The sequence below is a fragment of the Bradyrhizobium canariense genome, from assembly GCF_019402665.1.
GTDB classification, from domain to species: domain Bacteria; phylum Pseudomonadota; class Alphaproteobacteria; order Rhizobiales; family Xanthobacteraceae; genus Bradyrhizobium; species Bradyrhizobium canariense.
Genome location: NZ_VSST01000089.1, coordinates 64,823 through 91,759 on the forward strand (window position 1 = coordinate 64,823; position 26,937 = coordinate 91,759).

At 65.0% G+C, this 26,937-nt stretch carries 17 protein-coding genes; 8 read left to right on the forward strand and 9 right to left on the reverse strand.

What is annotated here, in order from left to right:
• Position 1: 1 nt before the first annotated feature.
• The 3 genes from FXB41_RS37300 to FXB41_RS37310 all read right to left on the reverse strand — a co-directional run bounded on the left by FXB41_RS37300 (position 2) and on the right by FXB41_RS37310 (position 4,545).
• Complete coding sequence (locus FXB41_RS37300) at positions 2-1,558, reverse strand: L,D-transpeptidase (RefSeq protein WP_219685327.1); 1,557 nt, start codon at positions 1,556-1,558, stop codon at positions 2-4.
• A 357-nt stretch (positions 1,559-1,915) separates the two neighbouring features.
• The gene (locus FXB41_RS37305) at positions 1,916-2,941 is read right to left on the reverse strand and encodes a fatty acid desaturase (RefSeq protein ID WP_219685328.1); all 1,026 of its coding nucleotides are present in this window, start codon (positions 2,939-2,941) and stop codon (positions 1,916-1,918) included.
• A gap of 167 nt (positions 2,942-3,108) precedes the next feature.
• On the reverse strand, positions 3,109-4,545 hold the full coding sequence (locus FXB41_RS37310; protein ID WP_219685329.1) for a lipopolysaccharide biosynthesis protein: 1,437 nt from the start codon (positions 4,543-4,545) through the stop codon (positions 3,109-3,111).
• Positions 4,546-4,850: 305 nt separating this feature from the next.
• On the opposite strand from FXB41_RS37310, the gene FXB41_RS37315 reads away from it, so the two are divergent.
• Positions 4,851-5,918: an endo-1,4-beta-xylanase gene (locus FXB41_RS37315; protein WP_219685330.1), complete on the forward strand. Its 1,068-nt coding sequence runs from the start codon at positions 4,851-4,853 to the stop codon at positions 5,916-5,918.
• A 61-nt stretch (positions 5,919-5,979) separates the two neighbouring features.
• Here FXB41_RS37315 and FXB41_RS37320 read toward each other — a convergent pair whose 3' ends face one another.
• The 3 genes from FXB41_RS37320 to FXB41_RS37330 all read right to left on the reverse strand — a co-directional run bounded on the left by FXB41_RS37320 (position 5,980) and on the right by FXB41_RS37330 (position 11,286).
• Complete coding sequence (locus tag FXB41_RS37320) at positions 5,980-6,930, reverse strand: DUF6492 family protein (RefSeq protein ID WP_219685331.1); 951 nt, start codon at positions 6,928-6,930, stop codon at positions 5,980-5,982.
• Positions 6,931-7,025: 95 nt separating this feature from the next.
• On the reverse strand, positions 7,026-7,820 hold the full coding sequence (locus FXB41_RS37325) for a protein-L-isoaspartate O-methyltransferase family protein (protein ID WP_219685332.1): 795 nt from the start codon (positions 7,818-7,820) through the stop codon (positions 7,026-7,028).
• A 1-nt stretch (position 7,821) separates the two neighbouring features.
• Entirely contained in the window at positions 7,822-11,286 is a 3,465-nt protein-coding gene (locus FXB41_RS37330) for an ATP-binding protein (RefSeq protein WP_007600601.1), read from the reverse strand.
• A gap of 142 nt (positions 11,287-11,428) precedes the next feature.
• Between FXB41_RS37330 and FXB41_RS37335 the strand changes: the two genes are divergently transcribed.
• From FXB41_RS37335 to FXB41_RS37350, 4 genes are all read left to right on the forward strand, one after another.
• Positions 11,429-17,887: a non-ribosomal peptide synthetase gene (locus FXB41_RS37335; protein ID WP_219685333.1), complete on the forward strand. Its 6,459-nt coding sequence runs from the start codon at positions 11,429-11,431 to the stop codon at positions 17,885-17,887.
• A 141-nt stretch (positions 17,888-18,028) separates the two neighbouring features.
• A complete protein-coding gene (locus FXB41_RS37340; protein ID WP_007600599.1) occupies positions 18,029-18,202 on the forward strand; it encodes a hypothetical protein in 174 nt (57 codons plus the stop codon).
• Between the two features lie 245 nt (positions 18,203-18,447).
• Positions 18,448-19,179 carry a 4'-phosphopantetheinyl transferase family protein gene (locus tag FXB41_RS37345; RefSeq protein WP_007600598.1) on the forward strand — a complete coding sequence of 244 codons (732 nt, stop codon included), beginning with the start codon at positions 18,448-18,450 and terminating at the stop codon, positions 19,177-19,179.
• A complete protein-coding gene (locus FXB41_RS37350; RefSeq protein ID WP_219685334.1) occupies positions 19,176-20,153 on the forward strand; it encodes an LLM class flavin-dependent oxidoreductase in 978 nt (325 codons plus the stop codon). Before FXB41_RS37345 ends, FXB41_RS37350 begins: the two co-directional genes overlap by 4 nt.
• 170 nt (positions 20,154-20,323) lie before the next feature.
• Here the strand turns inward: FXB41_RS37350 and FXB41_RS37355 are convergent, their stop codons facing one another.
• The 3 genes from FXB41_RS37355 to FXB41_RS37365 form a co-directional block, all read right to left on the reverse strand.
• Positions 20,324-21,349 carry a histone deacetylase family protein gene (locus tag FXB41_RS37355; RefSeq protein WP_219685335.1) on the reverse strand — a complete coding sequence of 342 codons (1,026 nt, stop codon included), beginning with the start codon at positions 21,347-21,349 and terminating at the stop codon, positions 20,324-20,326.
• Between the two features lie 126 nt (positions 21,350-21,475).
• Positions 21,476-22,417: an SMP-30/gluconolactonase/LRE family protein gene (locus FXB41_RS37360; protein WP_219685336.1), complete on the reverse strand. Its 942-nt coding sequence runs from the start codon at positions 22,415-22,417 to the stop codon at positions 21,476-21,478.
• Positions 22,374-24,446 carry a PQQ-dependent sugar dehydrogenase gene (locus FXB41_RS37365; protein WP_219685337.1) on the reverse strand — a complete coding sequence of 691 codons (2,073 nt, stop codon included), beginning with the start codon at positions 24,444-24,446 and terminating at the stop codon, positions 22,374-22,376. Before FXB41_RS37365 ends, FXB41_RS37360 begins: the two co-directional genes overlap by 44 nt.
• A 206-nt stretch (positions 24,447-24,652) precedes the next feature.
• Between FXB41_RS37365 and FXB41_RS37370 the strand changes: the two genes are divergently transcribed.
• The 3 genes from FXB41_RS37370 to FXB41_RS37380 all read left to right on the forward strand — a co-directional run bounded on the left by FXB41_RS37370 (position 24,653) and on the right by FXB41_RS37380 (position 26,923).
• Positions 24,653-24,886 carry a DUF6894 family protein gene (locus FXB41_RS37370; RefSeq protein ID WP_007600593.1) on the forward strand — a complete coding sequence of 78 codons (234 nt, stop codon included), beginning with the start codon at positions 24,653-24,655 and terminating at the stop codon, positions 24,884-24,886.
• Between the two features lie 9 nt (positions 24,887-24,895).
• Entirely contained in the window at positions 24,896-25,072 is a 177-nt protein-coding gene (locus tag FXB41_RS37375; protein ID WP_219685338.1) for a hypothetical protein, read from the forward strand.
• A gap of 261 nt (positions 25,073-25,333) precedes the next feature.
• The gene (locus tag FXB41_RS37380) at positions 25,334-26,923 is read left to right on the forward strand and encodes a gamma-glutamyltransferase family protein (protein ID WP_219685339.1); all 1,590 of its coding nucleotides are present in this window, start codon (positions 25,334-25,336) and stop codon (positions 26,921-26,923) included.
• Positions 26,924-26,937: the final 14 nt, after the last annotated feature.

A 26,937-nucleotide genomic window follows, 5' to 3' on the forward strand; every position in this document is an offset into this window, starting at 1 on the left:
CCTACCAGAAGCCCCGCTGCATCGGCTGTGCCGGCTGATAATATTGATACTGGCCGCGCCGGCGCGGATTGACCGGCTGCGGATTCGGATCGCGCTGGAAGAAGAAGCCGAAACCGTTGCCGCCATTGTCCCAGCCGTCGTCGCTCGCCATGGCCATCGGAGGCGCGGTCGGCTTGCGCGTAATGAAACCGCCCTGGGGCTGGTTGCTCAGCACCGCGACGAACTCGGTGCGGTAGTTGGTCTCGCTGCTCAGCGGCTCGTCCGAGATGATGATCGAGGAGCGCGGCAACGCGGTCGGCGCAATGCGATCGAGCACCTCCTGCGGAATGGTGATGCGATCGAGCGCGTTCCTGGCGTTGTCGCCGTCGTCGATCGTGACCACGCTCCAGCGCAGACCCGTGTCGTTCTTCGCCATCGCCGTGAAGATATGCGTTCCGAGCGGCTGATCCGGATTGCGGATCGTGACGGGAACCTCGATGCTGGTGTCGAACACCTCGCCGCCGCCGTCCGGTGCCGGCTTGTGCGTGTTCCGCCGCACATAGAGCTTCTGCGTCGCGCGGCTGATGTAGACCGAGACCGGCTCGAGCGCGAGCTTTGCGTCGGTCGCAGCCTTCACGGCGTCGGCCTTCCTGGCTGCTGCCGCCTTGGCCGCCTCTTTCGTGGCCGCGACCGCATCGCGCTTCGGCTGTGCGGCGGCCTTGGCGGCATCGAGCTGCGTCGCCGCGTCGGCGGCCTTGATGGCGGCCTTCTGCTTCAGCTCCTCGGCCTTGGCGCGGGCTTGATCGGTCCTGGCGGCCGCGAACTGCTTGTCGGCGAAGGCGAGCTCGGCGTCAGCGCGGGTCTTCTGCTGTTCCAGCTTGCGCAGCGAAGCCGGCAGCGATGCCGCCTCTTTCGCGGCCAAAGTCGCGGCCTTCTTGGCCTCGTCGGCCGCCCTTGTCGCCTCCTCGGCCTCGCCGGAGAGCCTGCCGATTTGGCCTGGCGCCGCCGCAATGGCGTCCCGCTTCGGCATGAACAACGCGGGATGAACGATGTCGATCGGGGCCGCGTCGTTGGGCGAGATGATCACCCGCATCCCGATGTTGGTCTTGTCGAACAGGCCCTCCGCGAAGCCGAACGGCATCCGCACGCAGCCGTGCGAAGCGGCATAGCCGGGCAGCGGCCCGCCATGCAGCGCGATGCCGTTCCAGGTGATGCGCTGCATGTTCGGCATCCAGGCGTCGTCATACATGGTCGAGTGGTGGTCCTTGTCCTTCTCGACGATGGCGAAGACGCCGGCCGGCGTCTCGCGTCCCGTGGTGCCGGTGGACACCGGCGCGCGGAAAATCCAGCCCTCGGCGTCGTAGAAGGTGACCTGCTGGCTTTTGATCGACACGATCGCCATGATCGGCTCGCCGGCCTCGCGCGGCGCCACCGCCTCGACCGACTGACGCGCCTGCTTGGCCGCATTGGCCGGGGCCACAGCCGCAAAGGCGAGCATTGCCGCCAAGGTCGCAATTCCGGGAGGCCCCCAACGCCGCATCGCCACGGTAGATTGCGCCGTTGTCGTCAGGTTTCTCATGCCATCCTCGGTCGAAATGCCAGTCCGCCGGTCATTGATCAGATTGCGATCTTTGAATTAAGAAATTGCAGCCGCCTTACGTTCCGTCTGTGGCGACATTCGGCACGTTCCGGCGATAAATCTCATATACGACGGTTGACGCAGGCGGAAGGGCGGCGCGCGGCCGAAGCTGGCGGTCTATCGCTGCGACAGAATGACCGGGGGTCGGTGACACGGCTGCCAGCGCCCGGCGTCGGACGGCGAAGCCACCTTGAACGGGCGCAGAACGCCCATCGCCTTCCGATCGCGCGGATTCACGCCATGCGGCGGCCGCGCGGGGGCGGTGTAAGCGAAACCGCTGGGGCCAAGGCCGCCTTTTCAAACAAGCTTGGCTCCCTTGCCAAACAAGGCTGCCTCTCCAAAAGAGACGAGCCGCTGCCGCTCCTCGTCCCACAAGGTCAGCCGCACGGTCCGCAAACTCTGGAGCAGCGTAATCCGCCCGACACCAGCGAACTGCGGATTGTCGCGCAACACGTCCTGCAAGCGATAGTAGGGAATTCGACTGGACAAATGATGGATGTGGTGGACGCCGATATTTGCCGTGAACCATCGCAGGACGCCCGGCAATTGATAGTGAGAGCTGCCGTGCAGCGCAGCGTCGTGAAAATTCCAGGTCTCGTCGTGGGCCCAATGCGTGTGCTCGAACTGGTGCTGGACGTAGAACAGCCAGACGCCGATCGACGCCGCCAGAACAATGATCGGCAGATGCACGAGCAGGAACGGCCCATAGCCGACCAGCTGGATCATCGTGACGACGAGAACCGCGAGGGCGATGTTCGTGCCCATCGTGCTCAGCCAGGGTTTCCAGCCGCGACCCATCATCCCGACCGGCAATCGGTGCTTCAAGATGAACAAATACGAGGGACCGACGCCAAACATCACCAGGGGATGTCGATACAAACGATATAGCGTCCGACGCCATCGCGACCGCCCGAGAAATTCCCGCGTGGTCAACGTGTCGATGTCGCCTAAGCCCCTTTGATCGAGATTGCCGGAGTTCGCATGATGGCCTGCATGGTTGCGCCGCCAGTAGCCGTATGGCGTCAGTGTCATCACGCCGAGGGCACGGCCGACCCAATCGTTCGCAAGGCGGCCGCGGAAGAAAGAGCCGTGTCCGCAATCGTGCTGGATCATGAAGAGGCGGACCAGCAAACCCGCCGCGGGCACCTCCAGCAGGAGGGCAAACCAATAACCCTGGTCAAGAGCGGCCCAGATCAGAGCCCAGATGACGACGAACGGTATCGCCGTAATCGCCAGTTCGAGGATACCCCGCGCATTGTCGGGCTCGCGATAGCGGGCAAGCAACTGCGCCGATGCGCGGATTTCCGGTATTCCTTGGCTCATATCTGCTCTGCTCCCGACATGCGGCCCAAGAAGCACGGTTATGGCCATGGACGCAACAAAAACGCCCTCCGCCTGGAGCGCTTCCGGTCGGAACCGAGCCATCGCCAAGCCAAGCGGCGCTCTCGGAGCTTCAGACGGTGAGGCCGAGCCTCGTCAGATATTGCGGCTTAAACGCCCAGCGCCTTGCGGTTGAAGGTTCGCAGGAAACGCAGCGACAGCGTCCGGACGTTTGCGACGTTCAGCAACCAGCCGGCAGCGGCATAAGCGAGCCCGCCGGCGAGGCTCACGACCATGAGCGGGACGAGGCCGATCCCATTGACCTGGGATCGTGCCACGAGAATCGCGGCCGCCATCGCTGCGGCGGAGACGGCAACGCCGGCCAGGCGGTGGAGGTCGAACGGGACCGGATGGGCGCGATGCATCAGGACGACGGCAACGAGGAAACCGATCGCTTCGGTCGCAAGCGTCGCCAGCGCCGCGCCGTAGAGACCATGGCTGGCCACCAGCACGAACATCAAAGCCACGCTCACGACCAGCGTCAGGAACGACTGCGCCGCCAGCATGAACGGTCGCTCGGCAAGCTGGAAGCTGATCTGCACGTAGAATTGATTGGCGATGCCGAATAAGCGCGCGAGCACCAGCGTTGGCAGCAATACCGATACGCCGGTGCGGAAGTCGACGCCGACGAGCGTGCCGGCGACCTGATCGGCCGCAAGCGCAAGCCAGACGGCGACGGGCGCGACCACGACGAGCAGAAGCTCGAGGCTCTCGGTCAGCCGCTCCCGCGTCGTCTCGATGTTTTTGTCCGACAATGACCGGAACACCAGTGGCACGGTCGCCGCGGCGACGCTGGAGGCGATCATGACCATGAACTGTCTCGGCAGATCGGCGGCGACGCCAAAGATGCCGGCGGCGTCCTTCCCGAGCAAATAAGCCACGATGAGGCGGTCGCAGGCCGAGTAGACCGCAACCGACAATCCGGCCAGCGTCAGCGGCAGGCCGTAGCGCGCGAGCTGCGCGAACTGGCTGCGCTGAAAGCGCGCGATCCGGGTGCGGTCACCAATGAGGTTCAGGATGATCCCGGCGAGCGAACCCAGGCCGAACGCGGCGAGCAGTCCCAGTCCACCCCAGCCGAGCCAGATGCCGAGCAGGCCGAAACCGACGCTCGACACGCTGCGCACGATCGAGATCGCCGCGAATCTGTAAGGGCGCAGTTTGGCGCGCTCGAACTCCTGGCCGACATCGACGGCATTCGCCATGATCGCAACGAACATGCTGGCAAGCAGCAGCCCAACGCTGAGATCGCTGCGGAACAGGAAGACCAGCGGCGTGGTGGCGCAGAGGACGGCAACGGTGAGCGCGAAGGCGACCATTGCAGTGCCGCGAAAATCCACCTCGGCCGACATCGCCTGATAGCGCGACACGGACAGCTTGATCCAGGCGAAGAAGATCGCCCCCAGAATGCCGGCCAGGCTGATGCCGACGACATAGACGCCGTACTCCGCCGGCGTCAGCAGCCGCGTGTAGGCCGTGACGGCAAAGAACCCCACCGCCGCAGGCAGGATGTAGGCGACGAGATAAATCGAGAAATGGCGGTTCAGCATGCGAGCACGGGACCGGCAACGTTATTGCGAGTGTGACGGCCGTTCATCAATTGGACCATGGCGGGGCGAACGAATTGCGCCGCAGCATCTCTCAAGAATGTCACATAAGTCTGGAGATCGGGCGGCGAATGCGGCTTTGAAGTCGCTTTCGCGGGTTAGCGTTAAATTTGCCCTTCCCTGGTGGGGGCACGACCACTGAAAGGAACCGTCATTCGGAGATGGCAAAGTTAACCCAAGGAGGGAAAACCCCGGCGTTGCAAGGCGCCGCTTGGTACGATGGCGCGTTGGCTCCGATAAGGAATGCCGTGACCAGGCTCGACAGACGCGAATTTCTCCTCGGCAGCGCCGCAGCACTCGCGGCGGGCGCGTCGGCGTCCGCAGCGCCGGCGTCGAAACTCGCCCAGCGCCATCAGGGATTTGGTGCCGCGGCCACGCTCTGGGATCTGCGAGCCGATCCCAGGCTTGGCGAAGCCATCAGCACCTATTGTACGCAGGTGGTTCCGGTGCTCGAGCTGAAATGGCCGATGCTGCGTCCCGACGCGCACACCTTTGCTTTCGAACGTGCCGACGCGATCCTGGATTTCGCCCGGCAGAACGACCTGACGATGCGCGGGCACGCGCTCGCCTGGTATCACGACATTCCGGACTGGACCAAGCAGATCAAGGATACCAAGGGCGTCGAGCGCGCCTACATCGACCACATCGGCACCGTCGTCTCCTATTACAAGGACAAGCTGACATCGTGGGATGTCGTCAACGAGCCGATCCCGGACAATCCACGCAGCCCGAAAGACCGCCGCGAGTCGTTCTGGACGCAGCATCTGGGCAATCGCTGGATTCCGCTGGCGTTCCGCACGGCGGCCGCGGCCGATCCCTTGGTCAAGCTCGCGATCAACGAATACGACATCGAGTCGGCAAAGGACACGTTCATTGCGAAGCGCGCGGCCTACCGCCATCTCATCATGGACCTGCTCGACCAGGGCGTGCCGTTGCACGCCGTGGGATTGCAATCGCATCTGCATGCCGAGCTCGAGATCGACACCCATGGGCTCGCGGAATTCGCCACCGAGCTGCGCGCCTGGGGGGTCGAGGTGCTCGTCACCGAGCTCGATGTCGACGACCAGAAGCTGACGGGGACGCCGGCAGAGCGCGATGCCATCGTCGCCAAGCGCGTCGACGATCTCTTGACCGCGATCTCGACCAGCGGACCGGTGCGCTCGATCCTGACCTGGGGTCTCTCGGACCGCTACAGCTGGATCAACGGCACCTTTGCCCGGCCCGACAAGCAGCCGAACCGTCCTTTGCCGCTTGACGGCGAATTCAAGCCGAAGCCGTTCATGAACGTGATCAGCAAGTTCACGAGAGACGCTTAAGCGGTTTTATTTTGAGCATGATCTTTCCGGAAAACCGCTGCACACTTTTCCGGATCAGGCTCTAGCGCGTCTTCGGCACCTCGAATTCGGCCTCGTCGCCTATGTGATCGGGCGCAAGGCTCGGACCGCGACGGTCGCGCGAGCTGAGACGGAACACGTCGCGGATGTCGTCGATCGAGGTCGACGAATAGGACTGGATGCACAGCGCCACCTGGTCGGGCGAAGCGGCGCGCATCATCGCTTCGATGGCCGGGCGGTCGAGGCGCGTGTCGTCCCAATGCGAGACCGCGATGCTGTCTTCGGTGACCCGATGGGCGGCCAGATGCGCGGGCGCGTTCGCGACGAAATGGCCGTACATGAGATATTCCGAGAACTTCTTCTTCCGGCACAGTGCCAGAACCCAGTTCAATCCCGTCGCCGACTTGATCGCCTCAGTCATCGCACGCGCGGTGTCCTTGTCCCAGACCAGCGCGTTGCCGACATAGTCGTCCGCAGGGAAGGACCGGTCCTTGATGCCAAGGAGCTGATCGACGGTGCGGAGCCACAGGACATGCAAGGGGTGGGCGGCGTCGATCCCGTTGCGCGTGACGAACAGCGGCGTCTTCTCGGCGCCGGCATACTGGCCGACGTCGAATTCGCGGAAGAACAGATTGTCCGAATCCAGGATGCAGACGCGCTGCTCCGGCGCGTTGAGGACGCCGGCGATCTTGAGAATCTGCTGAATGTGCCAGCCATGAACAGGTGACGACAGCAGCGACAGCCAGACGCGCCGTTTGCTGATGAACTGCAGAGCCGGCGGCAGCGCCCACAGCCATTTCGGCAAATAGCGCGAGGCCGGAACGATGACGCGCTTGTCGGAAGCGAACCGCGCGAACAGCGGCAGATCCTCATCGTTAACGAGAACATAATGCCGCGTGTAGCCCGTCAACCAGGTGTCGATGCTTTCGCTGAGCAGCGAAAAGCGCTCGATATCCTTGGCGTAGCTGGCGGTCAGCAGGGCAACGGAATGCATGGCGCGCGCTCGTATGGCGATCAGGCCGCAGTCATAGCGGCGCCGAGGCGTGTTGAATACTTACATTCGCAATCAAGGTAAAATGAAACGAAGCATTAGCCATCCGACGGCAGCCCCTGCTCGATGCCGCGAAAGCGCAGCGGGGCCAGCGCGGAGGCGCGCTGCCACCAGTCGGCGACGCGATCGTCGAGCGCGGTCACACCTCGACCCTGACCGGGGAAGATCCGGATCTGCTGCACCGCCTCGGCTTCGAACCCCTTGCCCTTGCGGGTGATCTTGAGCGCGGCGCCTTCGCGGTCCCGCTGGGTCAGCGGCACCAGAAGGCGGCCGCGCGGACGAAGCGACCGAAGCCACAGCGGATGCGGCTGCGAGAAGCCGGCATGAACGATGATCACGTCGGCGGGCTCGCCGATGTCCTCGCATCCGTCGCCATGGACGACCGCGACGTTGCGATAGGCGCCAAGATAGGTTGCGGCCCGCGCCGCAAGCCGCTCGTCGCATTCGATTGCCTGCACCCTGCCCTTCGGGCCGACGATCTTCGACAGCACGGCCGAGAAATAGCCGAGCCCGCAGCCGATCTGGACCACACGGTCTTTTTCCCCGACGTCGAGCAAATCGATGAAGTGCGCCCACAGGCTCGGCAGTCCGGTGTCGAGCTTGCGGCGCGCATCGATCGCGACCAGCACATTGTCCTGGAGATGAACGGGATCGGCATCCGGCGTCAGCCGATAGTTGCGCGCCGCCTCGCTCTTGATGCGCCACGGTCCCTTCGCCAGAAACTTTTCGCGCGGAACAGTGCCGAGGGCTTCGAGCAGGCGCGTTGAAGAGATCCGCTCGCGCCTTGCGATCAGCCCCACGTAACGCGCACGCGCGGCGGCAAGATCGCTCATCTCAGGGATCGGCCTGTTCACGAACAAGCGCGCCCGCGCCGAGCTCGTCGATCAGTTGCATCGCCTGTTTCAGGTCCGGCGTGGAGAAGCCCTCGCTGAACTTGCCGAGGATCGGTACGAGCAGGAGACGAGCGTGCTCGCGCTTGCCGCCTTCGTGCGACAGGCGCGCGAGGCTGACGGCGGTGCGAAGCTCCCAGGACAGCGCGCCCTGCTTGCGCGCGATCTCCAGCGACAGGTTGAACAGGTCCTCGGCCTCCTGCACCGAGGCCGGATTCCCGTCCGACAGGGTGATCTCGCCTTGCAGGCGGTAGACTTCGGCGAGGTAGGAGTGGTCGCCGGTCCGTCTTGCGGTCGCGAGCGCACCGTCCAGCGCGCGCAAGGCGGCATCGCGCATCCCGACCTTGGCGTAGGCCTCCGCAAGCAGGCAGCGAAACCAGCAGCCGGCGAGCCAGGAATCCATCGCTTCGTATTCGTCGAGGCCGAACCGCATCTGGCTGAGGCCTTCGTCGGCCTCGCCGAGCTGCGCCAGCGCCCAGCCGCGCAGGATCGCCGCCTGCTGCTTCCAGTGCAGGAAGTTGTGCTCGGTGGCGATGATCATGGCACGGTTGGCGTGGTCGCGCGTGCCCTCGACATCGCGCAAATGCTGGCAGAGATAGGCGCCGAACACGAGCGCGAAGGCGAGCGTGAAGGGGTGGCGGATCTTCTCGGCGTTCGCGATCGCCTGCTCGCTGTGCTGGCGCGCCGCGTCGGGCCGGCCGAGGAACCACAGCAGATAGCCGAGATAGGACAGCGAGACGACGCCGGGATCGGTGCCGTGCCGCTCCATCAGATCGGAGTGCAGGTCGGGGCTGTAGAGGTCGATGCAGCGGTGCAGATGATGCTGGGACGCGGCAAAGCGCCCGCGATAGAGCATGGTCATCGCGATCGAGCGATGCGCCTCGATCAGATAGCCGGTCTGCTGCGCCGGCTGTGTCCCCTCGTTCAGCCGCTCGCGCTTGGCGAACTTCAACAGCTCGACGCTGAGATCGTGCGCGCGGGTCAGATCGGCGCGGATGAAATGACAGACCCAGAGCCCGCGCGTGGCGGCGAAGGCCTTTTCGTCGTCGTCGAGCTGCTGGCCGAGTTCGAGGGCGCGAACGTAGTTCTCCTCGACCTCCTGCACGGCATAGCCCTTGGCGGCGATCAGCGCGTTGCCGAGCGCGATGCGCAGTTCGAGCTCCATCTCGTCGGCGCCCTGCATGCGCGCATTGGCCTGCACGACGCTGAGGCCGCGGCCCAGATGCCCGATCGCCTCCAGATTGGCGCCACTCTTGGCCGCCTGCTTGCCGGCCTTGAGCCAGAAGCTGGCGGCGCTCTCGCTCTGGCCGGATTCGGTCATATGATGGGCGAGCAACTCCGGTTCGCGCTCGGTCTTCTCGGGATACATCTCGGCGAGCACCTGGGCGATCCGGGAATGCAGCTTGCGCCGCTCGCTGTGCAGCAAGCTCGCATGCGCGGCGTTCTGAATCATCACGTGCTTGAAGGAGTAGAGCGCGTCGGGCGGATGGCCGCGGCGCATGATCAGTCCGGCCTCCTCCAGATGATTGAGCGCGGCCTCGATCTGTTCGGCGGGTGTGTTGGCGACCGCGTGCAGAGTCTCATAGGAGAATTCGCGGCCGATAGTGGCGCCGATCTGCGCGATCCGCTTGAACGGCCCCATCCGGTCCAGCCGCGCCATCAGCGAGTCCGTCAGCGTCGCCGGGATCGCAAGCTGCCGCCACGGGCCCGACAGGACGTAGCGCCCGTGCCGTTCGGTCAGGAGGTTGGATTCGAGAACCGTCTTGGTCAGCTCCTCCAGGAACAGCGGCACGCCGTCGGTCTTGACGATGATCTCCTCGATGACCTCCTTGGGAAGCTCGCGTCCCGCCACGCGCTCGACCAGCGTCGCGCGCAACTGCCGGCTCAACCGGCTCAGCACCAGGGTCGTGATATGCGAATGGGCGTTCCAGCTCGGCTGGAATTCGGTGCGCGCGGTGATGATGACCAGGATTGCCCGGTTCTGTGCCCGATCGACCAGGAGATCGATCACCTCACGGGACGTCGGGTCGATCCAGTGCAGATCCTCGAATGCGATCACCAGCGGCTGCTCGCGCGCAAGGCCGAGGAAATGATTGACCAGCGCCGCGACGGTCGCATCCTTTTGCTGCTGCGGCGACAGCTCCAGTGGCGGATAGCGGTCACCGGTCGGAATGGACAACAGCGCGGCAAGCAGCGGCGCAACCTGCTCGATGTCGCCATGAGCGGCAGCGATCGCGGTCTCCAGGCTCGCCAGCGACTGCACGGACGCATCCTCGCGATCGAGACCGAGAGAGTATTTGAGCTGCTCGGCGAACGGATAGAACGCCGTGGAGGTGTAATAGGGCGAGCACTGGAACGAGACCTGTCCATGGCGGTCACCGGCGATCCGTTCGAAGATTTCCTGGATGATGCGCGACTTGCCGATGCCGGGCTCGCCGAACTTGACCACGACCTGGCCCTCGCCCTCCTTGGCCTGCTGCCAGCGCCCCATCAGCAGCGCAATCTCCTCCTCGCGGTTGACGAGCGGGGTCAGCCGCGTGCCCATCGCGGCGGCGAAGCGGGTCTCCACCCGCGAGGCGCGCATCACGTGCCAAGCCTGGGCCTTCTCCGAGATGCCCTTCAGCGCGTGGACGCCGAGATCGCGGTAGTCGAACTTCCCCTTCAGCAGCGACTGGGTCGACGTGGAAATCACCACGCCGTTGGGCGGCGCCAGACTTTGCAGCCGCGCGGCGAGATTGACGGTTTCTCCGACCGCGGAGTCGCGCTCTTCGGTGCCCTGTCCGACGAGGTCCCCAACCACGACGAGACCGGTCGCGATGCCGATGCGGACGGCGGGTGAGTGGCTGAGCGCACCACGTGGCTCGATCGCGCGGGCGGTCGACAGCACCCGGACGATTTCCAGCCCCGCTCGCACGGCGCGCTCGGCGTCGTCCTCATGTGCGGTCGGATAGCCGAAATAGACCAAAATACCGTCCCCGACGAAGCGGGCGGCAAAACCTTCGTAATGCTTCACCACGCGGACACAGGTTTCGCGGAAGCTCGCGATCATGTCGCGCACGTCTTCCGGATCGAACTGCACCGAAAGCGAGGTGGAATCCACCATGTCGCAGAACATGGTGGTGAGCTGACGCCGCTCGGCGCCGACCTCCGTCCGGACTTGCGGGCGCGCCGTGGCGTCGGGCTTTTCAGCGGTTTCGGCCCGGAACAACGCGGTCATGGCTCGCTGGAGCCGCTTCCGATCGCCGAGCGGCAATCCAAGCTCGACGAGATCGGATTCGGTCAGGTCTCCCATGACGTCGAGATCGAGACGGTGCTGCGCGAAGAGATCGGTATAGTGGCTAAGACCGATACCCTCGAGCCAGCGCTTCAGCCCGCCTTCCGCTCCCGTGCCCGGCTCATTCTCCAGCATGGTGATTCCGCCCGACCAATCACTCCGTCGAAGGGCTTAGGGCCCCGCAACCACAGATTTTGGGGCCAAAACTTCACCTCAGACTGGACGCGTTCCCTAACTTCTTGGAAGAATAGCCCAATCGGATCAAAAGGGAACGGAATTGTCGGACGCCACACGCCCAGCGCCGCAGGAATTGGCCGGCACGACGGCCGAAACGGAGATATTCGCGGATATCGGCGGTCTTCTCGATTTCCATGCCCGCAAGACGCCGGCGGCCCCCGCCCTCCTCGCCCCCGGCCGGCCGGTCCTCAACTACGGCGGGATTGGCGCGCGGACGCAGGATCTCGTCCGCACGCTGCGCGGGTTTGGCATCGCCCCTGCCGACCGCATTGCGGTTGCGCTGCCGCGCGGTGCCGACAGCGCACTGGCCCTGATCGCGGTCGCCTCGAGCTGCGCTTGCGTCCCCGTCAATCCCGATCTGACGGCGGACGAGCTGCAACGCTATTTCAGCGAATTGAAGCTGACGGCGCTCGTCACCCGGGCCGACACGAACTCGGCGGCCCGCGATGTCGCCAAGGCGCTCGATATTGCCATGATCGATTTCGTGCCGGGGGCGCAAGACGATCTCGGCGGCTGCACGTTCGTCGGGCCGGCTGTTGGACCGGCGAGCAGCAGCGGCGCCTCGCGCGGCGACGACGACGCGTTCATCCTGCTGACCTCGGGCACCGCGGCGCGGCCGAAGATGGTGCCGCTGACGCATCGCAACGTATGTCTCTCCGCCTACAATGCCGGCCACGTGCTGTCGCTTGCGTCCCACGATCGTCTGCTCAACGTCCTGCCACTGTTTCACGCCCATGGTTTGATCTCCGGCCTGCTAACGGCGCTGGCCGCGGGCTCCAGCGTGATCTGTACCGAGGATTTCGACGCAGCCTCCTTCTTCGGCTGGATGCGGCAGCTGCAACCGACCTGGTACACGGCCGTGCCGACCATCCATCGCGCGCTGCTGACGGCGGCGGAGGCCGACCCGGATCTTGCCCGATCGTCCTCGCTGCGCGTGATCCGCTCCGCCTCGGCGTCGCTTGCGCCTGCGATCCTCGACGGACTGGAGGCGACGTTCGGCGTTCCCGTGCTCGAAACCTACGGCATGACTGAGGCGGCCTCGCAGATCGCGGCCAACCCGTTCGAGCTGCGCAAGGTCGGATCGGTCGGCCGCGCCGCGGGCCCCGAGATCGCCATCATGGACGAGACCGGCCGCGCGCTCGCCAGCGGCGAGCACGGCGAGATCATGCTGCGCGGACCCAATATGAGCCACGGCTACTATAATGACGAGGCGGCGACGCAGGCCGCATTCCGCAACGGTTGGTTCCGGACCGGCGATCTCGGCTATCTCGACGCCGACGGCTATCTCTTCATCGTCGGCCGTATCAAGGACGTCATCAACCGCGGCGGGCAGAAGATCTCGCCCCTGGAGGTCGAAGATGTCCTGCTCAGCCATCCGGCGGTGCTGGAGGCCGGCGTGTTTGCCGTCCCGCACCCGAAGCTCGGCGAGAACGTCGCCGCAATCGTGGTGCTGCGGCCGAATTCCGAGGCGACCTCGGACCAGTTGCGCCAGTTCGCCCGGAAACGGCTTGCGGCCTACAAGGTGCCGAGCCTGATCCGTAGCGTGGCGACGCTGCCGAAAGGCGCCAGCGGCAAGGTCAAGCGCAATGCGCTGGCCGAGCTGATCGCAACAATGGGCGGCGGCGAGGAGGAGGAGGCCCGTCTGCCGCGCAACGCGCTGGAGACTGAGCTCGCCGGGATCTGGGCCAATTTGCTGGAGCTGCCACAGGTCGGGGGCGATCAGGACGTCTTTGCGCTGGGTGCGGACTCGCTCGCGGTGACGCAGATGCGCTCGCGCCTGCGCGAACGCTTCAATGTCGATTTCTCGTTCGAGGACGTTTTCGATTGCGCCACGCCCGCCGCGCTTGCGGCCCGGATCGAGACCGCTGCAACCCATCGCGAAACGATGCTGCCGGCCTGGCGCCAGGCCGGGGAAGCAGACGCGCCGCTGTCGTTCCAGCAGCAGCGGATGTACGTGCTCTCGCGGCTCGACCCCACGCGCTACAATTATAACGTCGTCGAAGTCGCGCTCCTCAAGGGTGGGCTCGATGTCGCCGCACTTTCTGCGAGCCTTGCCGCGGTCTCTGCCCGCCATGAGGCGTTGCGGTCGGTCATCATCGAACGCGAGGGCGAGCCGGTGCAGCTTGTGCTGCAATCGCCGCCGCAGTTCGAGCGGATCAAGCTCAAGCCCTGCCCGGCGGACAAGCGGGCCGCTGTTGTCAGGCGCGAAGCGCTCCGGCTCGCGCAACATCCGTTCGACCTTGCGCACGAGGCGCCGCTGAAGGTCACGCTGCTCTCGTTCGACAAGAGCAGCCACGCGCTCGTGGTCAACGTCCATCATCTCGTCACCGACGGCTGGTCGCAGCGACTGTTCTGGGAAGAACTCGCCGCCCATTATTCGGCAGCGCGCAAGAACGACGTGGCAACACTGCCTGCGCCCGCCTTCCAGTACCGCGACTTTGCGCTCTGGCAGCAGAGCTGGGCCAAGACGCCGGCGGCCAAGGAGCAGCTCGATTACTGGCGGACGCAACTGGACGGCGTCACCACGCTGCCGCTGCGGACCGACCGGCCAAGGCCGGAGGTCTGGAGCGGCCACGGTGCCCGTCACTATCTCGAATTCTCCAAGACTCTGTCGGCCGACTTGCGTGCGCTGAGCCAGAACCAGGGCGTCACGCCCTTCATGACCCTGCTCGCAATGTTCCAGTGCCTGCTGTTCCGTCACACCGGACACGAGGATGTCGCGACGGGATCGCTGATCGCCAACCGCAACCAGATCGAGAGCGAGCGCCTGATCGGACTGTTCGCCAACAGCCTGATCCTGCGCAATGATTTCGGCGGCGATCCGAGCTTCGGCGACATGTTGCGCCGGGTCCGGCAGGTCACGCTCGATGCCTATCGCAACCAGGACCTCCCGATCGAAGAGGTCCTGCGCGCGCTTCAGATCGCGCGAAGGAGCGACGGCAATCCGCTGTTCCGGATCATGTTCATCCTCCAGAACGCCTCGATTGAGGCGGCACGATTCTCCGGTCTGTCGACGCGGCGGATCGAGATCGATCCACAAGTGGCGCGATTCGACATCACGCTCGAACTGGTCGAGGCCGACGGCCGTTTCACCGGCTTCTTCGAATACGCCACCGATCTGTTCGACGCGGCGACGATCGAGGGCATGGCCGCTCAGTTCAGAACCCTGCTCAAATCCGTCATCGCCGATCCGGAGCAGCGCATCTCGCACCTGCCACTCCTGAGCGAGACCGAACGCCGGCAGCTGCTGGCGCAGGGCCGGGGCGTGCCGGCCGATTTCGCCACGCGCGGCAATTTGAGCGAAGGTTTCGACCGCCAGGTCAAGAAGACGCCGAACGCGATCGCCGTGTCGGACGGCCGCACATCCGTGAGCTACCGCGAGCTGGCGCGCCGCAGCCAGGCGGTCGCGCGCTGGCTCACCCTCGAAGGCGTCGGCGCCGAGACCGTGGTCGCCTTGCTTGCAGATCGCGGGGCCGACCTGCTCGCCGCGATGATCGCCGTGCAACGCGTGGGCGCCGCCTTCCTCAATCTCGATCCCGACCAGCCGCCGGCACGGCTCGCAACCATCCTCGGATCGAGCGGCGCCCGCATGCTGCTGACCGGACGGTCGCAGTCGTCCATGGCGGAGGGGCTGCTCGAACCGCTGGTCGAGCGCCTTCAGGTGGCCGAGCTCGAGGACGCGATCGCGCCGGCGTCGACCAAGCCGGCCCGTGCAACGCGGCGCGCGGCTTCGAGCCTTGCCTATCTCATCTACACTTCCGGGTCATCCGGCGCGCCGAAGGGCGTCATGATCGAGCAGCGCGGGCTTTCGAACCATCTGGCCTCGCTCATCTCCGAGCTGAAACTCACGTCCCGGGACGTGATCGCGCAGACCGCGCCGCAGAGTTTTGTCATCTCGGTGTGGCAGTTCCTCGCGGGGCCCATGGTCGGTGCGCGGGTCCATGTGTGCGGTACCGCGATCGTGCAGGACCCGATTTTGCTCGCGCGCGAGATCGAGCGCGAGGGCATCACGGTGCTCGAGATCGTCCCATCGCTGCTGCGTGTGATCCTCGATCGCATGGACGAGGCACAGGTCCGACGCGCCTTTGCGAGGCTGCGCCTTCTGATCTCGACGGGCGAACCGCTGCCCGTCGATCTCTGCAAGGCCTGGTTCGCCCGCTGTCCGAAAGTGCCGCTGATCAACGCCTATGGTGCCTCGGAATGTTCCGACGACGTCTCGCTGCATCGCCTGACCAGGGCACCGACGACCCGGACGGGCAACGTCCCGGTCGGCGCGCCGCTGCCGAATACCCAGCTCTACGTGCTCGACGCAAGCCTGCAGCCGCAGCCGGTCGGCGTGACCGGCGAGCTCTGCATCGGTGGCGCCGGTGTAGGCCGCGGCTATGTCAACGACCCCGCGCAGAACCGGCAGCGCTTCCTGCCCGATCCGTTCTCGCGCAAAGCAAGCAGCCGGCTGTACCGGACCGGCGATCTCGCCCGCCGCCGCGCCGACGGAACGATCGAATGCCTCGGTCGCGCCGACCATCAGGTCAAGGTTCGCGGCTACCGTATCGAGCTCAAGGAGATCGAGAACGCGCTTGCCGACCATCCCAGTGTGCGCGCCGGCATCGTCGAGCCGCGCCGCGAAGCAACCGGCGATGTCAGGCTGATTGCCCATATCGTCGCAAGATCGGGCAGCCGGAGCAGCGCCAGCGAGCTGCGCGACTTCCTGCAGAGCCGGCTGCCGGGCCATGCCATCCCCTCCGCGTTCCTGTTCCTGGATCAGGTGCCGCTCAATGCCCATGGCAAGATCGACCGCACCGCGCTGCTGGCGCCGGCGCAGCAGGAAACGTCCGGACCGGATGCGGCCGTGCCGGCGCGGCGCTTCACCGAAAAGGTGCTGTCCGACATCTGGATCGACCTGCTGAAGATCGAGAGCCTCGGCGTCACCGATAATTTCTTCGACCTCGGCGGTCATTCGCTGCTGGCGGGCCAGGCGATGGCGCGCATCGCTCGGGCGCTCGGCGTGTCGCTGCCGATCAAGACCATCTTCGAGGCACCGACGATCGACGAGCTTGCCCGGCGGGTCGACGAGGCCGTGGCGGCAAAGCCGCGCAAGCCGGCCGCAAGTTTCGCAAGGCTGGCTACAGCGAGCCTGGCCGAAGGCAGCCCTCCCACGCTCTCGATCGCGCAGGACCAAATGCTGCGGATCGAGCAGAATCTTTCGGGTTTGCCGCTGTTCAACCTGCCTTTCGCCTTCCGTCTCCAGGGGCCGCTCAATCTGGCCGCCCTGGCGCAGACGATCGACGACATCGTGCGCCGGCACGAATCGCTGCGGACCCATTTCGGCTGGAGCGGCGGGGAGCCCGTCAGCCACGTCGCCGCGCCCGGCGCCCTCGGCCGTGTCATGAGTGTCGAGACGATCGGCGACGGTCAGCCCCACAACAACAAGCGGCGCAAGGCGCTGGAGCTCCGCAAGATCGATCTCCTGATCGAACAGGAGACCTATGTCCCGATCGACACCACGCGCGCGCCGCTGCTGCGCGCCCGGCTGTTGCGGCTCCACGATGACGATCACGTCTTGCTGCTGACGCTGCACCACGCCGTCGTGGATGGCTGGTCGATCGGCGTGCTGTTCGAGGAATTATCCAACCGTTATGCGGCGCTGGCCGGATACCCATCGGTGCCGCTGCCGAAACCGCCGCCGGCCTTTTCGGATGTAGCGCGCTGGCAGCGCTGGTGGTGCGGCACCGATGCCGCCCGCCATCAGGCGGCCGACTGGACGGAGAATTTGCGCGGGGCGCCTCCCCTCTTCGAGGGCGGATCAAGTCCGGGCCCGTCCAGGGGGCACCATCTCGTCAGCCTGGATCGTGAGCTGATCGGCCGGCTCGCGGCTTTCGCCGGCCAGCACAATTGCACGCTGTTCATGTGTCTGCTGACCGGCTTGAAAGCCGTGCTGCTGGCGCGGACCGGCCGCCACGACATCTCGATCGCCACCGCCATGGCCAATCGCGCCCAGCCGGACACCGACCGGATCGTCGGTCCGTTCGAGAACACGGTGATCGTTCGCACCAAAATCACGCCGGAGCTGTCGTTCGTGCAGGCCGTGGTCCGGGTCCGCCAGAGCGTGCTTGACGCGCATGCGCGCCAGGAGCTGCCGTTCAACATCCTGGCCGACCATCTGGAGCAGGAGGGGGTCAATCCAGCCTCGCTGCTCCAGGTCTATTTCACCCTGCAAAATCCGCTGCGCCAGCCGCTCGATTTGCCTGATCTCACGACAGGATCGATCGGCAACATCGCCCGCGAAGGCCAGCCGGTGCTGCCGATCGACCAGACCTGGCTGTCGCTGATGCTCAAGGAGCGGCCGACGGGAATCACCGGTTCATGCAACTACAAGAGCGAGCTGCTCGACCGCGCTACGGTCGGCCAGTGGATGGAGTATCTCGTCGCGCTGCTCGGGGCGGCCCTCGCCCAACCCAACGCACCACTCGGCCGATTGCTCAATCGCAGGGCGGCATGACCGGCCGTACAGCACGGGCGAATACGGGGTCACCCGTCAAAGCTGTGAATGACCAAGTTGCATCTTGATTATTTGGCGCCATCGCGCAAGATTATTCTCGCGTTTTGATTTGGACGATTATTTTCAACCGGGGAGTTCGTTATGGGTTTCATCAAATTTACCAAGGGCACCTCGTTGAGTGACAAGGACCGCAAGGCCCTGCAGAAGTTGCTCGGTGCCGAGAAGAAGAAGCTGCAGTCCGCGCTGAAGGACGTCGACGCCAGCATTTCGATGCTGGGCGGCTCCAAGAAGTCCAAGAAGAAGAAGAAGACGTAAGACTCGTCGGCCGGGACGCCGCACGAATCTTCAGGCTTCAGTTTTCGGGCTTCAGTTTTCAGATTTGGCCGCTCGCCTGTCGAGTTGGGGTCTCGCACAAGCTTGCGCCCGTAAACCGGCCAGCAATCGACAAGGATTCGCCGGAGTGGACCGCTAGAAGCGGTCCGCTCAGTTGATTCTTGCTCAGTTGATTCTTCCGTCATGGCAGGGGATTTGGCCCCGGCCTGACGCCATGGGCCCAATTGATGGCAGACGACAGAATTGAACTGTTTGTCGGACTGATCGAGACTTTTGACGCGCCGGATGCGGTTGATACGTGCCGGCGCCTGCTCTCGGTCGACGAACGGGTACGAGCCGACCGCTTCGTGTTCGAGCGGCACCAGCGACAGTATATTTTCGCGCACGCGATGTTGCGCCTTGCGCTCTCCCACGTCGCACCTGAGGTCGCACCGACCGACTGGTCATTTGCGGCCGGGCGTTACGGGCGGCCGTTTGTCGCATCGCCCAAGACCTCGAGCACGCTGCATTTCAGCCTGTCGCACGCCGACGGCTGCGTCGCCTGCGTCGTGTCAGGGCATGAGACCGTCGGCGTCGACGTCGAGACCGTGTCGCGTCGGGTGGCGCCGCTGTCGACCGCGCTTCGGTTCTTCGCGCCGGAAGAGGTCGAAGCGCTGCGCGGGCTGCCGGAGCCCGCCGCGACCGAGCGCTTCTTCGACTACTGGACGCTGAAAGAAGCCTATCTGAAGGCCAGAGGTTTCGGCCTCAATTTGCCGCTCGACGCCTTCGCCATGCAGGTATCTCGCGAGGCCATCGAGATCAGCTTCAAGCCCGATATCGCCGACGATCCGCAAGGGTGGCGATTCCAGCTGATCTCGCCGTCGCCCTCGCATCGTCTCGCGATCGCCGACGGCTCCCGCGCCAGCGGCGGCCTTCCCATCACGCGCAATGCGTGGCCGCTGCAGGAGGCAGCTGAATGACGCCGCGGCTGCGTGTCTTTCCCGCGATTTCGCGCAACCGCGACCCAAAGAAATATGTCGGTGAGTTGATGCGAGTGGCGCAGTTCGCCGACCGCAACGGCTTCGAAGGCATCCTGCTGTTCGAAGGCAACGACGTGTTCGTCGAGCCCTGGGCGATGGCCCAGCACATCATCGGCGAGACGACCCGGTCCTCGCCGCTGATCGCGGTCAATCCGGTCTATATGCACCCGTTCACGGCGGCAAAATTCGTCTCGTCGTTTGCGCAACTCCACGGCCGCAAGGTCTATCTCAACATGATCACGGGGACGGCGGTCAGCGATCTGCAGGGGCTGGGCGACGAGCAGTCCCATGCCGACCGCTATGTCCGGCTCGGCGAATTCGTTGCGCTGATGCGCCAGTTGCTGGCAAGCCCGCGGCCGGTCACTTTCGAGGGCCGGTTCTACCGCGCCAGCAACCTGCAACTGCGGCCGCGCCTGCCGCCGGAGCTGATGCCGGAATTTCTGGTCGCGGGCCAGTCCGAGCCGGCACAGCGCGCCGCAAAGGAGACCGGCTGCATCAAGATGCAGATGCTGCCGCCCGATCTCGACCGCGGCCTCGACGCGCCGGGCGTGAATTTTGGAATCTTCGCCCGCGAGGGACGCGACGAGGCACGGCAAGCGGCAAAGGCGCGTTTCCGCGATAATGCCGACGATCGCGAGCTGCTCGTGCTCACCGTGGAGAACAGCGATTCCGTGTGGAAACGGCGCCTCTACGAAGGCCAGAGCGGCGAGTTCGCGGACAATGGCTATTGGCTGCTGCCGTTCCTGACCTTCCAGGCCGACTGCCCCTACCTCGTCGGCAGCTACGCGGAGATCGGCGCGAAGCTGAAGGAGTTTGCCGCGAAGGGGCTGACCACGATCATGCTCGACATGGTCGCAGACGAGACCGAGATGCAGCACGTCTGCAAGGCGCTCGCGGCAAGCGGGATGTTTTGAGATCGAATTATCAAGGAAGTGCCTCTTCTCCCTCTCCCCGTTCTTACGGGGAGAGGGTCGGGGTGAGGGGCTCTCTCTGCGGGCGAGATATGCCAGAGACCTGTACCCCCTCACCCGGAATTTGCTCGCGCAAATTCCGACCTCTCCCCGCAAGCGGGGAGAGGTAAACTTCACCGCGCCTCTTCGAATCCGGCCAGCACGGAAGTCAGGTTCGCGCCGAGGATATCCGAGAGATAGCCGCCCTCCTGCACGAACACGGTCGGCAGGCCCATCTTTGCGATGGCCTGGCCGATGCGGCGAAAGCCGGGCGTGGTGACGGCGAGACCCTTCAGCGGATCGTGCTCGGAGGCGTCGAGGCCGAGCGCGATGACGAGAGCACCGGGCGCGAAGGACTCGATTGCCCTGCGCGCAACGTCCATCGCCTGCATGTAGCCGTCATCGCCGGTACCGATCGCCAGGGGAATGTTGAGATTTGTGCCGAGGCCGGGACCTTCGCCGCGCTCATGCGCGTAGCCCCACACGTAAGGATAATATGCGACGGGATCGGCATGGATCGAGACCGTGTAGACGTCCGGCCGCGCGTAAAAGATTCCTTGCGTGCCGTTGCCGTGATGGACGTCGACGTCGAGGATCACGACGCGCTCGTGCTTCTGCCGCAGATGCGCCGCCGCGATCGCGCTGTTGTTGAGGAAGCAGAAGCCGCCGGCCATGTCGCGATAGGCGTGATGACCGGGCGGACGGCAGAGCGCATAGGTCGCGTCCTCGCCGTCCATCACCATCTGTGCCGCGGTGACCGCGACGTCGGTCGCGGCGCAGGCCGCAGCCCAGGTGCCCGGGCCGATCGGCGCCGCGGTGTCGGCGGTGTGCCAGCCGAGCTTGCCGGTGATATGGGTGGGATAAGTCGCGGCATGGCGCACCGGATGGATGTTGCCGATCATCTCCGGGCCGGAATCGCCGAGCGCGGTCCATTCCTCCCAGGCCTCGCTCAGGAACGACAGATATTCCGGACTATGGATGCGCGCACGCGGCCCCTGCCCGAATGTGGTTGGCTCGACCAGTTGGTGCTTGCCGTCCTTGAGCCCTTTGAGCAGGCGGTCGGCACGTTCGGGCTGCTCGGTGGTGCGCTTGACCACACCGCGAACCAGGAAGAATTGCGGATCGTGGCTGCGATGCAGCTCGGTATGGACGGCTTTCACTCGAACACTCCGTGGTCGCTTTGAGGGTGCCACAGATGTCTAAATCCCCGCGGCGGCGAGATGCAAGCAAGAAGAATGCCGTCCCTTTCGCACCGCCCTGCGCCTGAAGCAGATCGCTCGTGAAGCTCAGCAACGCCCGCGCTGAAGGCAGTGCTCGCGGCCCTGCTGGTCGGTGCGGAAGGACTCGACGAAGCCGCCCTGACGCTGGGTGACGAAAATCGTCTTGCCGTCGCTACCGCCGAAGGCAAGGTTTGTCGGCTCCTTGGCCCTCAGCGCGATCTCCCGCTCGACCGCGCCATTGGCCTTCATCAACGTGATGGTGCCCTTGAGGATGCGCGCGACATAGAGGCGGCCAGCCATGTCGGTGCGCAGGCCATCGACGCTGTCGGGCTGAAACGCCTTGACGAGTTTTGGACTGGTGAGCTCGTTGCCGCCGATCGTGTAGGACCAGATCTGGCCGCTGCTGGATTCCCCGACATAGAGCGTCTTGTCATCGGGGCTGAGATCGATGCCGTTGGTGGTGCCCATCGCGCGCGGCGCCGACATGAGCTGTCCCTGCACCGTTCCGTCGGCTTCCTTCGCGATGCGCCAGATATGGCCTTCGCGACCTTTCCAGTTCGGATCACTCGCGTAGATCGTGCCGTCGCGGGCGATGGTGATGTCGTTGGGCTGGTTCATCTCGTCGGAGTGAAACCAGATGGCGGGCTCGGTCGATCCCTTCGGGATCGCGAAGATGTTGTGCTTCTTGTAGTCGGCGATGAACATGGTGCCGTCGCGCGCGAAGCGGATGGCATTGCCGACGCTGCCATCGGGCAAAGCCGTGAACGGCTCGGACGCCGCGCCGCCGACAGGCAGCTTGCCGATGGTGCCGGGCTTGCCGAAATTGACAACGAAGAGATTGCCGTTGAGATCGGCGGCCGGGCCTTCGATGCCAAACGTGTATTCGCCTGATGGCGTCACCTGCACGCTTTCGAACAGTTTTGTTTCCGCTCGTGCCGGTGCCGTCGCAAGGACGAGAACAACGCTACTGCACAGGCACCAGAAATTCCTGCCGGATGTAATAGCCATCGTCGTCGCTGCACTCGCCATTCAGATAGGGATCGGCCGGCCGGAAGAAGCGGCTGAAGCCGGGTTTGTCTACAGCGTTCCTTTGTGTCACGACGACGACCTTGGCAGCCGGTATTTCGCCGCATTCCTTGTTGGTTTTGCCAAAGAACTTGCGCTGCGGCGGGCCGGACTTGATCCGCATCCGGATGCCTGGAACCATTTTTGACACCAGCAGATCCGCCGTGTCGAGCAGGCGCGTGTAACCAGGCTCGGCCTTCGGCAGGCCTTCGCCACCCGGCGGCATCAGCTTCTCCGCGCCTAACCCACGAAGCCGCGTGCGCAACTTTCCGGAGTCGGGATCACCAGGATAGATCCAGCCATCCTGCGACAGCATGAAGCGAAGCACCGTCGCGTCCTTCTGAGCGTCAGATAGGCCCGGCTTCAGGCCGAAGTCCGAGTGACAGCCGACGCAGTGCTTTTCGACGAGGCCTTTGCGCAAATTGGTGAGCCGGACGCTGTTCTGCGCATCTTTGGCCACGAAGACAGCCAGTTGATCGATCAGCGCCTGGCTACGCATGTCGCAGGGCAACGGCGGCGGCGCATCGCCCGCGGCGCGGTCGATCCGGATCACGGTCTGGTTCTTGTCCTCGACCAACCAGATTGCGCCGTCCTCCGCGACCGTCATGCCGACGGGGGCGCCCTGCGGCCGCGCGCCGTTGACGCGGTGCCAGCCTGCGATCAGCTCCTCGAACGGCGCGGCGGCGACGTCGCCGGCCTCGGTCTGAAAACTGTGGGTCGGATCGGCCGCGCAACTGACATGATAGCGGACCGGCGCCGGGGCGGGCTTCGGGAAGCCGTGGTCGTCGACGTCATAGACGATGACGCGGCTGCCGGTCGGGCGATAGCCATGCAGGCCGACCAGCAGCTTGCCCTCGAGCTCCGGAAATTTCGCGCCGTGATAATAGAGCATCGCGAGCGGCGCGCCGTGCGGCGGCAGCAGCGAGAACGGCGCCTTGTAGAGAGCGTTGGCGGTGCACAGCGATTTGTAGATCCCCGACTGCAATACGATCCTGAATTCGGGACTCGGCGTCGACAAATCGTAGCAATAAGGCCAACCGTAATGCCTGCCCTGCTCGATGGCGTTGATCTCCTCGTTCGGCTTGAAAATGTCAGGCAGGTCGCGGCCGTTCTCGCCTTGCAGGAAGGCATAGCCCGCATCGGGAAAGTTCGGGTGCAGCGCCAGCGCCATCGAGTTGCGCAGGCCGCGCGCATAGACGCCGTGCGGCGGGTCGGGTTCGCCAGGCTTCAACGCCGGGAAGATACCGCCCGGGGGCGGCGTGAACAGCCAGATCGACGCCATCGCGGAAGCACCCTCGGCCGCCGCGCAAGGTCGCGTGATCGGCGCCGGCGTGATGCAGTCGTCGCTGTGCGAGCCGATGTTGACGAACAGCCGGCCGTTCCTGTCGAACACAAACTGCTTGAGCGGGTGCGCGCTCTCGTCGACCCTGGTGCCGTCGGGCAATGTGATCCGGCGGCCCGGCATCTGACGGACGATGGTCTCGACCATGTCGCGCGGATTGTCGGCGAGCGGATCGAACCGGAAGATCGTCTCCGCGCTCGAGGCATAGAGCTTCTTGTCCGGACCGATCACGAGGCCAAACGGATATTCGATTGCAGTGAGCAGCTCCTTGAACCGCCGTCCCTGGGGCGCGCGCGGGTCGAGCAACAGCAGTCGGCCATCGGTATGGCCCCAGCCCGCCATGTCGGCGACCACGAACAGGTCACGACCGGGCACCTGGATGATCGCCCGCGGGAATTTCAGCCGATCCTCCTCGCTGGCGACGAGGCCGGCGCAAAATCCGGCCTTCATGTCGATCTGGATTCTGGGAAAAGCCAGATCGGCACTGCCGCAGGTCTCCGTGCCGATCGCATAGCCGCTCTTGCGGACCGGTTCTGATGAGCCTACCGAGGTGAGGGTCAGGAGCACCACCAAGGCGCCCGCGCATGCGCGCAGGCTTCGGCTTTCACGCCAAAATGTGAGGTGGTTCACGGCGCCTCCCGGACTTTCCGTCCAGGGTTGTTCCATGCCGCGGGAACGCCGTCCAGTTGATCAACACCCCCTTGTGATCAAACCAGCAGGGGGCTTGGCGCCGACCAATCTCCGTAGATTCCCTTACCGGGCTCGACCCGAATGTTTCGCGAAGGCTTGGAATGGTATCGGTTTGCCGTCCCAATCGCTCCCAATAGGAGACGCATATGGTCCAGGTCTATTTTCACTGCTCCAATACCGAGGGCACGCTGATCGATCGCAGCGGCACAGCCGTGACCAACCTGACCGAGGCGCGCGACCGTGCCGCCCAGATCATGAACGCGATGATCCTGACGCCCGGCGCTGAGGATTGGCGCGACTGGGTGATCCATGTCAGCGGCTCCGACGGCGAGGAGATCTTCGACCTCCCCTTCACTGCCATGCTCGGCAAGCCGCACTGAGGTGATGCCATGTTGCTCGCGTCACTGACCCTGCTCCGCCAGCCCCTGAGCTTCGTCGCCGGCAAATGGCAGACGCTGATCCGGATCGCGGGCAATCCCTACCGGCCCGAGCTCCACTACATGCGCGGGCCTGGCCCGAAATGGCACGCCAAGTATCAGGCCAGCCGGCTGGATCGCGCGCGCTGAGCTCTGCGGCTTCCGCTTCCCACTGATCGGTCTCTCGACTCGTGATGCCCGGGCATAGCCGTCCGAAGGACGGCGTCGCTTCCGCTCGCCTATGCCCCGGGCATTCACGCGTTGGCGCCTCCCCCGCCTGCTTCACACCAGCCATGTCGCGCCTCCCTTTCGATATTCTCGGTGGGGACGATGTGCCATTGTCCGCGCACTCCGCCGATTGCGGAGCTCAGCGCAACGAAGCCAAACCGAAGACAGCACACAGACATCATCATGCCGCACCAGTTCAGCCACGCCCAAACCGTCCGCAAGCCCGCCATCACAACCAAAGGCGGCATCGTCGCCGCGCAGTCGCGGCGGGCGGCCGAAGTGGGGGCGCAAGTGCTGGCGGCGGGCGGCGACTGCGTGGATGCGATCGTCGCCACCACCTTCGCGCTCAACGTTCTGGAGCCCTGGAACAGCGGCATGGGCGGCGGCGGCGCCATGGTGCTCTACCGTGCCGCGGAAAATCGCTACGAAGTGATCGACTACGGCATGTGCGCGCCGCAAAGCCTGCGCGCCGCCGACTATCCGCTCAGCGGCGAAGGCGCGGCTTCCGATCTGTTCCCCTGGCAGCGGGTGAAGGACGACCGCAACATCCACGGCCCCGGCGCGATCGCCGTGCCCGGCGTCGTCGCCGGCATGGAGGAGGCTCATCGCCGTCACGCGAAGTTGCCCTGGAAGGATCTGGTCGCGCCGGCAGCGGTCCTCGCCGGCGAAGGCCTGCTGGTTGACTGGTGGACCACGCTGACGATCGCGGCATCGGCGGCCGATCTTCGGCGCTATCCCGCGAGCGCGACAACGTTCCTGAAGGACGGCCTGCCGCCAAGCGCGCCGTGGGGCATCAAGTCCGAGACGCGACTGCCGCTGGACACTCTGAAGGCGACGCTGTCGCACCTTGCCGACGCCGGTCCGCGCGATTTCTACCAGGGCGATCTCGCCAGGAGTATCGCATCCGACATCAAGGCCAACGGCGGCGCGCTGTCGGTGGAGGACCTCGCCGCGTTCCGAGCTCATCTGCGCGAGCCGCTGGCGATCCCCTATCGCGGCGGCAAGGTGTTTGCGACGCCGGAGCTCACAGCCGGGCCGACAATGGCGCATGCGCTGCGCCTGTTGCAGCAGAACCTGAATCCGGGAAGCGCGCCCGACGCGGCCGGCTATGTCGAATATGCGCTCGCCCTGCAATCGGCTTATCGCGAGCGGCTCAAGGATATGGGCGATGCCGACGGCAAGCGCTCGCTCGGCGCGGACTATCTGGCGCCCGCCTGCACCACGCACTTCTCCGTGGTCGACCGCCACGGCAACATCGCGGCGGTGACGCAGACGCTGCTGTCCTCCTTCGGCTCGAAATACGTCACGCCGCACACCGGCATCGCCATGAACAACGGCATCATGTGGTTCGACCCGACGCCGGGCACCACCAACTCGCTCGCCCCAGGCAAGCGCTGTCTCACCAACTACACGCCTGTCATCGCCGAGACCGCGGACGGCAAGCGGCTCGCGGTCGGCGCCTCCGGCGGTCGCCGCATCCTGCCGTCGGTGATGCAGATCGTGTCGTTTGCGATGGATTTCGGCATGGATCTCGATGCCGCGATCCACCAGCCGCGCATCGATGCCAGCGAGGGCGCGATCGTGATCGGCGACGCCAGACTTCCGAAGGAAGTCCGCAAGGCACTCGCCGCGCGCTTCGACTATGAGGAGACGCAGGTACAGGCCGTGCCGATGAAGTTCGCCTTCCCGAGCGTAGTGATGCGCCAGGGCGACACGAGTTCCGGCGCGGTCGAGATTTTTCATCCTTGGGCCGATGCGGTGGCGGAAGCCTAAGGCTTAACGAAAAC

Coding starts and splice junctions, on each gene's coding strand:
- FXB41_RS37300 (WP_219685327.1), bottom strand. CDS start 1,558: ATGAGAAACCTGACGACAACGGCGCAATCTACCGTGGCGATGCGGCGT.
- FXB41_RS37305 (WP_219685328.1), bottom strand. CDS start 2,941: ATGAGCCAAGGAATACCGGAAATCCGCGCATCGGCGCAGTTGCTTGCC.
- FXB41_RS37310 (WP_219685329.1), bottom strand. CDS start 4,545: ATGCTGAACCGCCATTTCTCGATTTATCTCGTCGCCTACATCCTGCCT.
- FXB41_RS37320 (WP_219685331.1), bottom strand. CDS start 6,930: ATGCATTCCGTTGCCCTGCTGACCGCCAGCTACGCCAAGGATATCGAG.
- FXB41_RS37325 (WP_219685332.1), bottom strand. CDS start 7,820: ATGAGCGATCTTGCCGCCGCGCGTGCGCGTTACGTGGGGCTGATCGCA.
- FXB41_RS37330 (WP_007600601.1), bottom strand. CDS start 11,286: ATGCTGGAGAATGAGCCGGGCACGGGAGCGGAAGGCGGGCTGAAGCGC.
- FXB41_RS37340 (WP_007600599.1), top strand. CDS start 18,029: ATGGGTTTCATCAAATTTACCAAGGGCACCTCGTTGAGTGACAAGGAC.
- FXB41_RS37345 (WP_007600598.1), top strand. CDS start 18,448: ATGGCAGACGACAGAATTGAACTGTTTGTCGGACTGATCGAGACTTTT.
- FXB41_RS37350 (WP_219685334.1), top strand. CDS start 19,176: ATGACGCCGCGGCTGCGTGTCTTTCCCGCGATTTCGCGCAACCGCGAC.
- FXB41_RS37360 (WP_219685336.1), bottom strand. CDS start 22,417: ATGGCTATTACATCCGGCAGGAATTTCTGGTGCCTGTGCAGTAGCGTT.
- FXB41_RS37370 (WP_007600593.1), top strand. CDS start 24,653: ATGGTCCAGGTCTATTTTCACTGCTCCAATACCGAGGGCACGCTGATC.
- FXB41_RS37375 (WP_219685338.1), top strand. CDS start 24,896: ATGTTGCTCGCGTCACTGACCCTGCTCCGCCAGCCCCTGAGCTTCGTC.
- FXB41_RS37380 (WP_219685339.1), top strand. CDS start 25,334: ATGCCGCACCAGTTCAGCCACGCCCAAACCGTCCGCAAGCCCGCCATC.